This window comes from Mycolicibacter sp. MU0102, assembly GCF_963378105.1.
GTDB lineage: Bacteria > Actinomycetota > Actinomycetes > Mycobacteriales > Mycobacteriaceae > Mycobacterium > Mycobacterium holstebronense.
In genome coordinates this window covers 4,493,191-4,509,417 of record NZ_OY726398.1, presented here as the reverse complement: position 1 = coordinate 4,509,417, position 16,227 = coordinate 4,493,191, and the positions used below count along the sequence as shown (strand labels likewise).

1 protein-coding gene is annotated in these 16,227 nt (G+C 72.4%); it reads left to right on the top strand.

Annotated elements, in window-relative coordinates; all coding sequences use genetic code 11:
• The first annotated feature begins 298 nt into the window (after positions 1 to 298).
• Positions 299 to 15,802: a beta strand repeat-containing protein gene (locus tag RCP37_RS21045; RefSeq protein ID WP_308484859.1), complete on the top strand. Its 15,504-nt coding sequence runs from the start codon at positions 299 to 301 to the stop codon at positions 15,800 to 15,802.
• Positions 15,803 to 16,227: the final 425 nt, after the last annotated feature.

Genomic DNA, 16,227 nt, shown 5'->3' with positions numbered 1-16,227 from the left:
GCCAGAGGACGCCGGGCGCGGTCCGCGGCACTAGGGCTTGTGACTGGTGCGGCGAGAACGGTCTCGGACTGCCCCAGGAGGGCCAGAACCGACCTGATTCTTTCAGGCCTTGGACGGGAAACTCGCAGGTGGATACTCAAAAAGTGCTCTGCAGTTGAGTTAAAACGCCTGGTTAACCGCCATTTCCGGCTGCAGGCCTGTTAAGTGAACTCGAATTGACTCTTTCGGAATCAATGTTAATCTCGTCACGCAAGGTTCGCTGTGTATCACCTATGTGTTTGTTAAGGGGAAATGGGTTATGGGCCGTCACCGCCAGGACAAGGGTCGTCGCAGCAACCGGATCATCGGTGCGAGTAGCGCGGTCGGCGCGTTCCTGACGTTCGGCTTGGGGCCGATGGCGGCGGCTCCGACGGCGCGTGCGGACTTCGACGACGTTCTCATCGACCTGTTCGGTCAGGACCTCGGCGATGCCTTCAACGGCCTGGCCCTCGACTTCGGCGATCAGGACGCCTGGGGCGTCGTCCTAGACCCCTCCAGTTGGTCTCTCGCCTTCGACAGCTTCGGTGCGCAGGCCTGGGATGCGGTCCTGGCGGACCTGAACCTGAACATCTTCAGTGGCGCGGCCGACTTCAGCCTGCCGGGCTCTGCGCAGTTCAACCTGTTTGACTACAACTTGCTGATGCCGTTCGGCAACGGCGCCGACGGTACGGCTGACCATCCCGACGGCTACGCCGGCGGGTGGATCTATGGCACCGGTGGCGCGGGCTGGGACGCCGATGGCATCGACGGGATTGCTGGTGGCACCGGCGGCCAAGGCGGTTTGTTCGGCGGCGACGGCGGTGCCGGTGGTGACGGCTGGGGCACTGGCGACGGCGGCGCCGGTGGCAGTGTCGGTTGGTTCGCCGCATTCAGCCACGCCGGTGCCGGCGGTGCCGGTGGTATCGACGGTGGCGCTGGTGGCCTCGGCGGCGACGGCGCCGCCTTCGCGTGGTTCAGCGACGCCGGCGTCGGTGGTATCGGCGGTAGCGGCGGCGGTGCCGGTGGTAAGGGCGGCAACGTCGGCCTGTTCTCCTGGTTCAGCAGTGCGGGCACCGGTGGTAACGGCGGTGCCGGCGGTAACGGCGGCGACGGCGGCAACGTCGGGTGGTACTCCTGGTTCAGCAACGCCGGCGACGGTGGTGATGGCTACAACGGCGGCGACGGTGGTACGGGAAGCCTGTTCGCCCTGTTCAGCAGCAGCGGTGGTGCCGGTGGTGACGGCATTGGTGGTAACGGTGGCGACGGTGGTGGCGTCGGCTGGTTCTCCACGTTCAGTGACGCCGGCGACGGTGGTGACGGCCACACCGGTGGCAATGGCGGCGGGGGCAGCCTGTTCGGCGGGTGGAGCAACGGTGGTGCCGGCGGTAACGGCAACGACGGTGGTAACGGCGGTGACGGTGGTAGCGCCGGCCTGTTCTCCTGGTTCAGCCGTGGCGGCGCAGGTGGTGACGGTGGTACCGCCGACGACCTGGGCACTGCTGGCGGCAATGGCGGCGCCGGTGGGGATGCCGCCCTGTGGGGTGTGTTCAGCTCAGCCGGCACCGGTGGTGCCGGCGGCAACGGCTTCGCCGGCGCCGCGGGTGCGGCCGGCAGCTTCGCCAATGGAGGCGACGGCAACGGTGGTGCCGGCGGCAACGGCGGGAACGGCGGTAATGGCGGTGCCGGCGGTAAGGGCGCCTACCTGTTCGGTGCCGGCGGTCAGGGCGGTGCGGCCGGTGACGGCGGCAAGGGCGGCGCCGGAGGGGCCGGAGCCGACGGCGCCGACGGCGCAGTGGCCGGCGCGGACGGCAGCAATGGCGGTAACGGCGGCATCGGCGGCAACGGTGGCGCGGCAGGCAAGGCTGGCGCCGGCGGCGCCGGTGGCTGGTTCATGGGTGACGCCGCGTCCGGTGCGGCCGGCTCGCAAGATTCCGGAGGCCTGGGCGGTAACGGCGGTAACGGTGGCGCCGGCATCGACGGCGCGGACGGTGACGCCGGGACCGCAGCGCACCCTGACGGTTTCGACGGCCAGGCCGGCGGGCACGGCGGCAACGCCGGACACGCCGGTGCGGGCGGCCAGGGACCGGGGGGTCAGGCCGCCAGCGGTACGGCGGGCACGGCTGGTAAGGGCGGCAGCGGTGGCGCCGGTGGCGCGGGTTATGACGCGGCCTCGGATGCGACCGCGGTGGCCGGTACTGCCGGTGGCAATGGTGGCGCTGGTGGAGATGCGGGCCTGGGTGGTTTGCAGGCCAATGGCACGACGCACGGGGCTTCGGGTGCGGCCGGTGTCGGTGGTGCCGGTGGTGACGGTAAGGACGGTGGCGCGGGTGCCGCGGGTACGGCGCTGGACCCCGATGGCAAGGCCGGTACCAATGGTGGTGCCGGCGGTAACGGTGGCCAGGGTGGTTTAGAGGCAGTTGGCGGTACTCGCGCTGCGGCTGGGGTCGGTGGTGATGGTGGTGCCGGCGGCAAGGGTGGCGCCGGGTATGACGCGCTGGGTGCTGGTGCCGCGGCCGGTACCTCGGGTGGTAACGGCGGTATCGGTGGCAACGGCGGTGTCGGTGGCACCGGTTCCACGGCGGGCACCCATGGTGCCGGCGGCGTGGGCGGTAAGGGCGGATCGGGCACCGATGGTGCCGATGGTGGCGCCGGCACGGCCGGTAATGCGGCCGATCCCGACGGTGGCGCGGGTGGCAACGGCGGCAACGGCGGTAACGCCGGTGTCGGTGGTGCCGGCGGCGATTCCGGTAGCGGCAACCACGCCGCCAGCGGCGCCAGTGGTGTGGCCGGTAAGGGCGGCAACGGTGGCGTCGGTGGCGCGGGCTATGACGCCGCGGCCGACCTCGGCGCGACTGCGGGCACCGCCGGCGGTAACGGCGGCGCCGGTGGTAATGCCGGCGTGGGTGGCGTGCAGGCCAATGGTTCTCGGGCGGCGTCGGGGGCTGCTGGTGTGGGTGGCGATGGTGGTGACGGCAACAACGGTGCGGACGGCAACGATGGCACCCAGGCCACCCCGGATGGCACGGCGGGCCAGGCCGGTGGGGCCGGCGGTAATGGCGGCCAGGGTGGTCTGAACGCCGACAACACGCGGGCTGCTGACGGTGACGGCGGTGACGGCGGCGCCGGCGGTAAGGGTGGCGCCGGTTATGAAGGCATGAATGGGGCCACTGCCGGCGCGGCCGGTGAGAACGGCGGCAACGGTGGCGCCGGTGGTGCCGGCGGTGTGGGCGGCACCGGCACTAACGCCGGAGCGCACGGTGTCGGCGGCGAGGGCGGTAACGGCGGCTCCGGTGGCAAGGGTGCCGATGGTGCGGCCGGCGCAGTCGGCACGGCCTCGCATGTGGACGGCACGGCGGGTCAGGCCGGTGGCGCTGGCGGCAACGCCGGTAAGGGCGGTGCCGGTGGTGACAGCGGTGCCGGGGTCCAGGCGGCCGGCGGGACCAATGGCACGGCTGGAGTGGGTGGCGCCGGCGGTCAGGGCGGTCAGGGCTTCGACGGCGCGAACTCCACGGGTGCGGGTGTGTCCGGTGGCAATGCTGGTGCCGGTGGTGCCGGCGGTAATGGTGGTCAGGGCGGCCTGCAGGTCGATGGCAGCACGCGCGCCACGCAGGGCGTTGGTGGTAACGGTGGTGCCGGTGGCAAGGGTGGTGCCGGCTACACCGGTAAGGCGGGTGCTGACGCGACGGTCCCGGGTGCTGACGGTGGTGCGGGTGAGTCGGGCACCAATGGTGGTAATGGTGGTGCCGGTGGTGCCGGCGGTACGGGCTCGACGGCGGGCACGCAGGGTGTCGGCGGCGTCGGTGGCGCCGGTGGTTCCGGTGGTCAGGGCGGTGCGGGCGCGGCAGGTGCTGCCGGAACGGCGTCGCATGTCGACGGTTTCGACGGCGGTAATGGTGGTGCCGGTGGTAATGCCGGTAAGGGTGGTCTCGGTGGTGCGGGCCTGGGTGGCACGGCCGCCGCTGGTGTCAATGGCACCGCTGGTGTCGGTGGCGCCGGTGCTGCCGGTGGTCAGGGCTTCGACGGTGCGAACTCCACGGGTGCGGGTGTGTCCGGTGGCAATGCTGGTGCCGGTGGTGCTGGTGGTAATGGTGGTCAGGGCGGCCTGCAGGTCGATGGCAGCACGCGCGCCACGCAGGGCGTTGGTGGTAACGGTGGTGCCGGTGGCAAGGGTGGTGCCGGGTACACCGGTAAGGCGGGTGCTGACGCGACGGTCCCGGGTGCTGACGGTGGTGCGGGTGAGTCGGGCACCAATGGTGGTAATGGTGGTGTCGGTGGTGCCGGCGGTACGGGCTCGACGGCGGGCACGCAGGGTGTCGGCGGTGTCGGTGGCGCCGGTGGTTCCGGTGGTCAGGGCGGTGCGGGCGCGGCAGGTGCTGCCGGCACGGCGTCGCATGTCGACGGTTTCGACGGCGGTAATGGTGGTGCCGGTGGTAATGCCGGTAAGGGTGGTCTCGGTGGTGCGGGCCTGGGTGGCACGGCCGCGGCTGGCGCCAATGGCACCGCGGGTGTCGGTGGTGCCGGTGCGGCCGGTGGTGCGGGCTTCACCGGTGCTGATTCGACGGGTGCCGGGGTCTCCGGTGGCAATGGTGGCGCTGGTGGTGCCGGTGGTAACGGCGGGCAAGGTGGTCTGAACGTCGGTGGCACCCGAGTCGCTGATGGCACCGGTGGCAACGGTGGTGCCGGTGGCAAGGGTGGGGCCGGGTACACCGGTCAGGCCGGTGCTGACGCGACGGTTGCCGGTGCTGACGGTGGTGCCGGTGAGTCGGGCACCAGTGGTGGCAATGGTGGCGCCGGTGGTGCCGGCGGCACGGGCTCGACGGCCGGAACGCAGGGCCTCGGCGGTGCCGGTGGCGCCGGGGGTTCCGGTGGCAAGGGTGGTTCGGGTGCGGCGGGTGCTGCCGGTACTGCGGGCCATGTCGACGGCCAGGACGGCGGCAGTGGTGGCGCCGGCGGTAATGCCGGTAAGGGTGGTCTCGGTGGTGCGGGCCTGGGCGGTACGGCCGCGGCTGGCGCCAATGGCACCGCGGGTGTCGGTGGTGCCGGTGCGGCCGGTGGTACGGGCTTTGACGGGGCCGATTCACACATCGCGGGCCAATCCGGCGGCAACGGTGGCGCCGGTGGCGCCGGTGGTAACGGCGGGCAGGGTGGTCTGAATGTCGGTGGCACCCGGGTCGCTGATGGCACCGGTGGCAATGGTGGTTCCGGTGGTAAGGGCGGCGCGGGCTACGACGCGGTGGCCGATGGTGCGGCTGCGGGCGTGTCGGGCACCAATGGTGGTGTCGGTGGCAATGGCGGTTCCGGCGGGAGCGGTTCGACTGCGGGCCAGCACGGCGCTGGTGGCGTTGGTGGCGCTGGTGGTTCGGGCACGGACGGCGCCGATGGTGGCGTGGGTTCCACGGGCACGGCGCAGGACCGCACTGGTGGTGCGGGTGGCCATGGTGGCGATGGTGGTAACGCCGGTGCGGGTGGTGCCGGTGGGTCCTCGGGTGGCGGTAACTTCGCGACGTCGGGCACCAATGGGTCGGCCGGTAAGGGCGGCAACGGCGGGACCGGCGGTGACGGTTATGACGCGGCAACTGATGCCACTGCGGCCGGAGGCACTTCTGGTGGCGATGGTGGTGTCGGTGGTAACGCCGGCCACGGTGGTCTGCAGGTCGGCGGCACGCGCGCCGCTGATGGCACCGCGGGTGCCGGCGGTGATGGTGGCGCCGGTAAAGACGGTGCCAATGGTGTCGCGGGCACTGCACCGAACGTCGACGGCACCGCCGGTGGTGCCGGTGGTGCCGGTGGTAACGGTGGCCTGGGTGGCCTGAACACCGACAACAGCCACGCCGCGCAGGGCGCGGGCGGTGCCGGTGGCAACGGTGGTGTCGGTGGTGCCGGCTACACCGGTCAAGCGGGCGAGGCTGCTGTTCAGGGTGCGGGCGACGGCGCCGCCGGTGGCGCCGGTGAGTCGGGTTCTAACGGTGGTGCCGGTGGTGCCGGTGGCGCAGGCGGCTCGGGCTCCACGCTCGGCCTGGAGGGTCTCGGTGGCGCTGGTGGCGCCGGTGGCTCGGGTGGTGCGGGCGGTCGGGGTGCCGACGGTGCCGACGGCACACAGACGCACCTCGATGGGTACGCCGGCGGCGCCGGTGGTGTCGGTGGCAACGCCGGTAGCGGTGGTAGCGGCGGTGTGGGGCGTACCGGCCAGGTCGCCAGCGGTGCTGACGGCATCGCGGGCATCGGTGGTGACGGTGGCGACGGCGGCACCGGGCACGCCGGTGCGGCGGGCGCGTTGGGTGTCGACGGCGGTGTCGGCGGCAACGGTGGCGTCGGCGGTAACGCCGGCCAGGGCGGCATGGCAGCCAACGGCGGTCCACGGGCGAACTCGGGCGACGGTGGTGCCGGTGGTGCCGGTGGGGCCGGCGGCGAGGGCTACACGGGCCAGGCGGGCGCCAACCCCGGCGATTCCGGTGAAGACGGCAGTGCCGGTGGTGCTGGCGGCACCGGTGGTGCCGGTGGCGCGGGCTTCATTGGCGGTACGGGCGGTGCGGGTGGCAACGCCGGCACCGGCGGCAGTGGTGGTGCGGGTGCATCCGCTGCGGCCGGCAGTGACGCTGACGGCGGCAACGGTGGCAGCGCCGGTGCGGGCGGTAAGGGCGGTGCTGGCGGTGCCGGCGGTAGCGGCACGTCCGTCAACGGCAATGGCGGTGCGGGCGGTAACGGCGGCAACGCCGGCACGGCCGGTGTCGGTGGCGACGGTGCTGGTGGCGGCGGAGCCGTCACCGCCGGCTCCGGTGGTAAGGGCGGTTACGGTGCCGACGGCGGCAGCGGCGGTCAGGGCGGTGCGGCTGGCACTGGGGCCGGCAGCACCGGCAGCGCTGGCGGCCTTGGCGGCGCCGGTACAGACAGTGCGGGCGGCCAGGGCGGTGCCGGTGGCGCTGGTGACGGCGTGGTCGGCAGCTCGCTGGTAGCGCAGAACGGTGGTGCCGGTGGTACCGGTGGCGCTGGTGGGTCGCACGCCGACGGTGGTGCCGGTGGAGTCGGCGGTACTGGCGCAACCGGCGTGGCCGGCAAGAGCGGCACGACGCCGGGTGCGTCGGCGACCACGGCTGGTGGCACCGGTGGTGCCGGTGGCGTCGGTGGCGCCGGCGGTGCCGGTGGTGCTGTCTCCGGCGTCAGCGGCAACGGCGGCGCGGGCGGTCAAGGTGGCACCGGTGGTGCCGGCGGCAGTGGTGTCGATGGTGCTGCGGGCACGGACAACTCGGGTAACACCGGGGTGGCCGGCGGCAAGGGCGGCAACGGCGGCAATGCCACCGTTGGTGGCGACGGTGGCATCGGTGGTGTCGGCGGTGCGGCCGGTGCTGCCGGTGGTGGCGGCTCGGGCCAGCACGGTGCCGGTGGTGTCGGCGGATCGGGCGGTGCTGGCGGCAACGCCGGAAACGGTGGTGACGGTGGTGACGGTGGTGACGGAGACGGCGCTGCCAGCATCGCCGCCGGTAAGGGTGGCGACGGCGGTACCGGCGGCTTGGTCGGCCGGGGTGGTGCCGGTGGTGCTGGCGGCGACAATGGCGATGGCACCTCTGCTGCCGACGGTTCCCGGGGCGCGGTCGGACTCGGCGGTGACGGCGGCAACGGCGGTGACGGTGGTGACGGTGTCGGCCAGCTCCCGGATGGCACCGGTCAAGCTGGCGCTGCCGGTGGTAACGGCGGCAGCTCCGCCGTCGCCGGGTACTACGACCCGCTGAAGGGCGCCGGTAACGGCGGCGCGGGTGGCAACGGTGGCGCGGGTGCGGCCGGTGCGGACAACGCTGCCGGCGACGGTTTCGCCGGTGGTGCCGGTGGTGCCGGTGGTAACGGCGGTCAGGGTGGCTTCCAGAACGGGCACGGTGGAAACACCACCGGTCAGGGCGGCGCCGGCGGCAAGGGTGGTGTCGGTGGTGACGGTGGCGCGGCCACGGGTCCGGTCGGTGATGGTGGCGCGGGTGGCGCCGGTGGCGCCGGGGGAATCGGTGGTTGGGCCGGCACCGCGGAGAACCCGGGCTCTACCGCTGACGGCTACGACCACAGCGTGGTCGGCGGGACCGCCGGCAACGGTGGCGAAGGCGGTGCCGGTGGCGCCGGCGGTGAGTCGAACGCCGGTACCGGTGGTGTCGGTGGCGCTGGTGGCGTCGGCGGCGAAGCCGGTCGCGGCGGCTGGGGCTCGTTGCTCGGTACTGATGGCGGTAACGGCGGTATCGGTGGAGACGGCGGTAATGGTGGTGTCGGTGGCGTCGGCGTGATCGGCGGCACCGGTGGTGCCGCCGGCAATGGTGGCGTCGGCGGTACCGGTGGCCACGGTGGTTACGGCCCGGCGGGGATCGACGCGGGCGACGGTGGTTTGGGCGGTGCTGCCGGCAACGGTGGCGTCGGTGGTGCCGGTGGCCAAGGCATCGATGACGCCAGTGGAGGTGCTGGCGGTGCCGGTGGTTCCGGAGGTGTCGGTGGTCGAGGCGGTACCGCGGGCAACCCGGGAGCAGTCGCTGGCAGCGCAGGTCGCGACGGTGGTGTCGGTGGTGCCGCCGGTGCCGGCGGTAACGCGGGTGCTGGTGGTGCCGGCGCTGGCGACGCCGCTGACGGAGCCAACGGGCGTGGTGGCGACGGCGGGCTGGGTGGCCGCGGTGGCCAGGCTGCGGCCGGCAGCGGAACCGACGCCAATGGCAACGGCTACGACGGCGGTAACGGTGGCGCCGGTGGTGCTGGCGGCGCAGGCGGTCAGGGCATCGGTGGTGTCGGCGGCGGTAACGGCGGCCGCGGCGGCCAGGGCGGCCAGGGACTCAACGGTGCCGCAGGCGTCAACGCCCCGGCAGGCAGCGGGCTCGACGGTGGCAACGGCGGTAAGGGCGGTGACGGGGGCGCCGCAGGCCAGGGTGGCGCTGGCACCGATGGCGGACAGGACGGCGCGGTGGGCGCCGGCGGCTGGGCCGGAAGCGGTGGCGCCGGTGGCAAGGGCGCCGATGGCACCGCAACCGCTGCCGCTGGTAACGGTGGCGCCGGTGGCAACGGCGGCACGGCCGGTGCCGGAAACAACGCCAACCCGGACGGCTCGGATTACCACCCCGGTAAGGGCGGCAACGGCGGGGCCGGCGGGGCCGGTGGCTCCCAGGGCGCGAGCGCGGCGGCCGGTGACGGCGGCAAGGGTGGCAATGGCGGCAACGCCACGGGCGGTGCTGCGGGTGACGGTGGTGCCGGTGGTGCCGGCGGTACCGGTTCTACCAGCAACGGTGGCAGTGGTGGTGTCGGCGGCAACGGCGGTGACGCCGGTCCGACCGCCAACGTCACTGACCTGGCCGGCAACGGCGCCAACGGTGTTGCCGGTGGAGCCGGTGGAGCTGGTGGCGTAGGCGGTAACGGCATCGGTGGTGGCACCGGTGGTGCAGGCGGTAAGGGTGGTGCCGGCAGTGACGGCATCAACGGTGCGGACGCGGCCACGCCGGGTGCCGCGGGCGGCAGCGGCGGCAACGCCGGCGCCGGCGGCGCCGGCGGTGCGGGCGGCAAGGGCGGCACCGGTCTGTCGGGTAGTGCCGGCGGTGCTGGTGGTAACGGCGGCAGCGGCGGTGACGCGGGTAAGGCTGGTAACGGCGGCGCCGGCGCCAACGGCGGCAGCGGCCTCTTGGCCGGTAACGGCGGTAACGGCGGCAACGGCGGCAGCGGTGTCGGTGGGGCGGCGGGTGCCGGCGGCACTGGTAGCGCCACAGGTGCCAGCGGGACAGTCGGAGACGCGGGCACCAGCAGTGACGGCGGCAATGGCGGTCGCGGCGGTGACGCCGACGGCATGAGCGGATCGGTTCCGCAATCCGGCGGCACCGGCGGTAACGGCGGCAATGGCGGCACGGGCGCCAAGGGCGGCACCGGTGGTGCCGGTGGATCCGGTGCCTCGGTCGGCGACGGCGCGGTCGGCGGTGCCGGCGGCGTCGGCGGGACCGGTTGGATCGGCGACGGTATCGGCTACGGCGGTGGCGGCGGTGGCGGCGGTGGCGGTGCCCACGTGGGCGGCACGGGAACCATCGACAACACCACTGTGACCGGCGGTAAGGGTGGTGACGGCGGCAATGGCACCGCGACCGCTCCTGGTGCGGCCGGCCAGACCGGTGCCATCGCCGATGTCACTGTCAGCGGCACTGTCTCCAACGTGACGATTACCGGTGGCAACTCCACGGACGCCTTCGCAGGTGGCGCGGCGGTGGTCAACATCGACTCCAGCAGCAGCATCATGAACAGCTCGGTGGCCGGTGGTAACGCTGGTGACGGCGGGGCGGGCGGCAACGCCTTGCTGAGCGCCACCAATGGCGGCGCCGTTTCGGGGAGCCATGCCAAGGGCGGCAACGGCAGTGACAGCGGAGCCGGTGGTAGCGCCACCATCAGTGCCGACGGCACCAACAGCACCGTCACCAACAGCTCCGCCAACGGCGGCAATGCGGGCGTCGGTGACGCCAACGGCGGTACGGGTGGTGCCGGTGGCAGTGCCACCATCGCCGCCAACGGCGGCGGCACCGTCCATGACGCGATCGCTGATGCGGGCAACGGAGGCACCGGAACCGACGGCGGCCAGGGCGGCGCCGGCGGCTACGCGAACATGACCGCGGGTGTGTACAACAACGGCGGCACGGTCACCGGTTATGCGACCGGTGGCGTCGGCGGCACGGCCGACGGCGCTGGCAGCATTGCCGGCAACGGCGGCTCCGCGCAGATGCAGAGCGGTTATAACGCCACTGACACCGTGGGCGGCACCGTCGAAGGCACTGCGACGGGTGCGGCCGGCGGTGACGCCACCGGTGGTGGAAACGGCGGGACCGGCGGCTCGGCCCGGATTTACTCCAGCGGTGACGGCTCCCACGCCACCGGTATCTCTATCGGCGGCCAGGGCGGCGATGGTTTTGACGGTGGTACGGGTGGTTCGGTTACTCAGCATTCGCTGCTGCTCGCGTTCGGCGACCACGCATACGCCTCGGGAACTGCCACCAGCGGCCAGGGCGGTGACGGCTACGGCGTCGGCAGCGTCGGCGGGGATGGGCTGAACGGGCAGGTCCGAGCCGACGGCGACGGCGCCACCGTCATCGATGGCACCGCTAAGGGCGGCAACGGCGGTGACGGTCGCGATGGCCAAACCGGTGGTAGGGGTTCCACCGGAATCGTCGGTATCGGTGCCGGCGGCATCGTGGAGGACAGCACTGGCACGGGCGGCAACGGTGGCGAGGGTGCCAACGGGGTCAACGGCGGTATCGGCGGTGCCGGTACGGTCGGTGCCAGCACTGGACAGGGCAACCGGGTGGGCGTGCTGATCACCGGTAGCTCTGCCACCGGCGGTGACGGTGGGGCGGGCTTCAATGGGGCGGGCGCGACGGTCAGTGCTACTGACCACGCGGAGATCACCGACAGTCATGCGATCGGCCACGGGTCCAGCGCCAACATCAACGCCGACGGCGTTGGTACAACGGTCACGGAGGTGACGGCCGAGGCCGGCCAGGGCGGTGCCGGCGGCACCGGCGGGGCAGCCACCGTCACGGCGACCGGTGGTGCAGCCATTTCGGAGAGCACCGCTACCGGCGGTCAAGGCGGAGTCGGCGCCGCCGGCGGTAAGGCAAGCATCACTGCGGACGGCGTCGACAGCACCGTCGCCAACACCAACGCCATCGGCGGTGTCGGCGGCAGCGGCGGCGGCGCCATGGGCGCCGGCGGCGTGGGCGGCGCGGCCACGGTGACCGTGACCTCCGGTGGGGGCGTCTCCGACGCCACCGTGCACGGCGGTGTCGGCGGCAGCGGTGGCGACAACAGCGACGGCCTGGGCGGTAAGGGCGCCGTTGGTGGTATCGGCGCGATCAGTGCGGCCAACGGCGGCACCGCCAGCGGTCAGGTGACCGGCGGCGACGGCGGCGACGGCGGTACCGGCGACAACGGTTTGGCCGGTGGTGTCGGCGGTGCTGCGGGGAAGGCCACCATCAACGCTGACGGTGGCACGGCCGGCGGTACGGTCACCGGTGGCGCGGGCGGAACCGGCGGTGACGCCGGCGCCGGCAAGGCCGGGGTGGCCGGTGGTTCCGGTGGTGCCGCCCTGATCGAGGCACGCAACGGCGGGATCGTTGCCGGCACCACCACCGCTACCGGCGGTACTGGTGGTAACACCGGTTCGAGCCTCGACACCTTCGCCGGTGGTAAGGGCGGTACCGGCGGCGCCGCCACCGTCGAGGCTGACGGTGGCACTGCGGGCGGTTCGGCCACCGGCGGTGCCGGCGGTACCGGCGCTGACGCCAGCTCCGCCAAGGCCGGTGTGGCCGGCGGCGCGGGTGGCGCCGCCCTGATTGACGCGCATAGCGGCGGAATTGTGTTCGGCACCACTACAGCTCATGGCGGTGCCGGTGGCGACGCCGGCGCGGGCCTTGGCAGCCTGGCCGGCGGCGTCGGCGGTGTCGGTGGCACCGCGACCGTCGAAGCTAACGGTGGTACCGCCGATGGTGCGGCCACGGGTGGTCGAGGTGGCGACGGCGGTGCTGCTTCGTTGGTCAGGGCCGGTGGTGCCGGCGGTATGGGTGGTGTCGCCACGGTGACCGCTTCGGACACCAGTTCTGCAACGGGTACGGCCGTCGGTGGCGCCGGGGCGATGGGCGGCTTGACGAACGCTATCGCCGGAAACGGTGGCGCGGCGTCGGTCTCGGCGGACGGTGCCAGCATCGTGCAGGGCGGTACTGCGACCGGCGGTACCGGTGGTGTTGTCGGAAACTACGGCACTTCCACCGGCGGTAAGGGCGGTGCAGGTGCCAACGGTGGTGCCGCCTCCATCGAGGCTCACAACGGCGGCACCGTGACCAACACCGTTGACGGCAGCGGCCAGGACAGCACTTCTGCTACCGGTGGCAAGGGTGGTAACGGTGGTGACGGTTTCAGTACCAACCGGCTTGGCGGTGCCGGCGGACTCGGCGGTAACGCCAGCGTGATCGCCGATAACGGCTCGGCCGGTGGTGCGGCCACCGGTGGTGACGGCGGTAACGGCGCCAACGCCACCAGTGCCGCGAATGGGGCGGCCGGCGCGGCCGGCAGTACCGGCACGATCAGCGCCACCAACGGTGGTGTGGTTACCAACGGCACCGCCACCGCGGGCGACAGCCTCGGCGGTGTGGCCGGTGGCCAGGCCAGTGTCACCGCGGACGGTGCAAACAGCACCGTCACCGACAGCTCCGCCGTCGCCGGCAACGCTGGCTTCGGTGACGCCAACGGCGGTAAGGGGGGCGTGGGCGGCAACGCTGACGTCGCTGCCACGGGTGGTGCGGTCACCAATGGTCACGCGATCGGTGGCGACGGTGGCGCCGGTAACAGCGGCGGCAAGGGCGGCAGCGGTGGCGCCGCGGCAGTGACCGCTGGTGTGGGTGGCTCTGTCAGCGGCACCGCTACCGCCGGCGACGGCGGCGACGGGACCGGCGCCAACAGCGTCGGTGGTAACGGCGCCTGGGCTGAGATGCAGGCCGGCTACTCCGGTAACACGCCCACTACGGGTGGAACGGTGAGCGGCACTGCCACCGCCGGCGACGGTGGCGACGCCACCAACGGCGGCAAGGCCGGCCACGGCGGCGCCGCACTGGTGCTGGCCGCCGGCACGGGTGTTGCTGACGCGCAGGCCACCGGCGGTAATGGTGGGGACGCCAGCGTGGCAGGTGCCGTCGGCGGTAATGGTGGCTTCACCAACGTCGCGGGCCTGAACGGCAGCATCACCGGCGGGGTTGCCTCCTCGGGTAACGGTGGGGCAGGTCTCGGTGGTAACGGTGGCACCGGCGGGGACAGCTGGATTCAGGCCGCTGACCCGTCGGGGGCGGCCGGGACGCAGATCACCAATGGCTCCTCCGCCGGCGGTGACGGCGGCGACGGTGGCGTCAACGGCACCAATGGCGCGGTCGGCGGCAACGGCGGCAGCGGCGGGAACAGCACCTTCTGGATGTCGGGCGGCCAGACCTCGACCGGTGTCGTCAACTCCGGTGGTGACGGTGGTGACGGTGGCGCCGGCGGTGTCGGCTTGGGCAGCAACGGTGGCCGAGGCGGTGAGGGCGGTATCGGCGGCGACACGGCCGGCAACGTCGGTCAGGGCGGCGACGGCGGCGTCGGCGGTGCCGGTGGCACCAACAGTGGGGTTGGCGGCGCCGGTGGTGCGGGAGCCAACGCTGCGGCGGTGGCCGGCAGCGGCCAGGCGATCGGCGGTGACGGCGGTGCCGGTGGTGTCGGTGGTGTCGGCTTCGCCGGTGGCGCCGGCGGTGCCGGTGGCACGGTCAGCATCTCCACCAGTACTGGCGGCACCATCACCCCGGACAGCACCGCGACCGGCGGCACCGGCGGAACCGGTGGTGCCGGCTCGGCCATCGGCGCCGGGGGCAAGGGCGGTGCCGGCGGCACGGCGACCATGTCCGCCACGGACAACGGGGTCATCGATGACGGCCACGTTCGCGGCGGTGACGGAATCGACGGCGGGGCCAATGGCGTCGACGGCGGCGCCGGAGCCAACAACTCCCTGATTGTCAGTGGCGCGGGCAGCCGGGTCGTCGACACCACCGTCACCAATGGTGCGAACACCGCCAACTTTGCTGGCGGTGCGGCTACGACGACCGTCAGCGGTGGCGGGGTGATTGAGAACAGCTCGGTCACCGGTGGCAATGCCAGTGACACCGCTGCCGGCGGTGCGGCAAGCCTGACCGCTGTCGGGTCGGGCAGCCTCATCTCTGGCAGCCACGCGACCGGCGGCAACGCCGGGGTGGGTGATGCCACCAGCGCTGGCGGGGCCGGCGGTGCCGCCGCCATCGTCGCGACCGACGGTGCCCACATCACCGACACCACCGTCGACGGCGGTGCCGGCGGTAACGCCCAAAACGGTGGCACGGGTGGTGCCGGCGGGCTCGGAGTGGCGGGCGCGACCGGTGTTGGCAGCACCATCACCGGGGAGGCGCACGGCGGCGCTGGCGGGCTTGGCAATGCCGGGACTGGCGGTGACGGTGGAAAGGGTGAGCTGTTGGTCGACGTTGCGGGCGGCTCGGTCGGCGGCGGCGGCAATGACGCCGTCGCGATCGGCGGTGCCGGCGGTGCCGGAATCGACGGCGGCCACGGCGGCAACGGTTCGTGGGGTGAGCTGGAGTCCAACGGCCCCGGCGGCAACTCCTACGGTCACTCCACCGGCGGTGCTGGTGGTGAGGCCACCGGGAACGGCAGCGTCGGCGGTAACGGTGGGAGCTCGGACATTCAGAGCTCCAAGACCACCTACTTCTACGGCAACCCGGCCGCTGGCGGTGACGGCGGAACGGCCAGCGGAACGTCGACCGGTGGCGCCGGCGGCAACGCCACCGGCGGTGGTACCGGCGGCAATGGCGGCAAGGCCAGTATCGGCGCAGGCGGGGACGGTTCCGTCTCCAGCGGCACGGTTGAGGGCGGCGCCGGTGGCTCAGTCACCAACGGTGGCAACGGTGGCAACGGTGGACATGGCCGGATCCACGCGTTGGGTGAGGACAGCAGCACCACCAGCGGGCATGCCACCGGCGGCAACGGCGGTGCCGGTGCCGATGGCGGTAAGGGCGGCGACGGCGCGGACGGCAACGTCTACGCCGGGAACCCCACGATCCCTGGCGCCAGTGCTCCATCTGCCGACAACGCCACCGCCACCGGCGGCAACGGTGGCGGCGGAACCGGCGTCGGTAAGACCGGCGGCAACGGTGCCGAAGCGGGTGTCGTCGCTCTCGGTGACCAGAACGCCGACGGACAGACCGCCACTGGGAACAACGGCGCGAACAACCCGTAGGGGGTGCCGGGCGCAACTGGCCGCCCTTTCCACCTATCACGGCCCGGTCATCCGACCGGGCCGTGATGGCGTTGGGCCCTTACACGATGGCTGCCCTAGTGCGTCCGCTCTGGCAAACAATTTGTCGGCATTTTTACCTAATCTGAGAGAGGCATGAGTGGTGTCGGCCAGCTGTGAATGTGCGTGGGAGCGTTTACAAAGGTCCTGCCCAATTCGGGTAATGCCCTGGTAAAAACGCTGAAAACAGGCATTGTCACTCCCCTGCAGGATCCTCACGAAAAGAGGGGTTGACTAAGAATTTGCCCCTGTTAACCTTGCCGGTCATTAGATTTGCCACCGTCGTCAATATCTTCAGCTAAGGGGCACGTGCCATGTCTCGCAACCGTCAAAGCGGTTTCAAAGGTCGTCGCAGCAGCCGAGCGTTG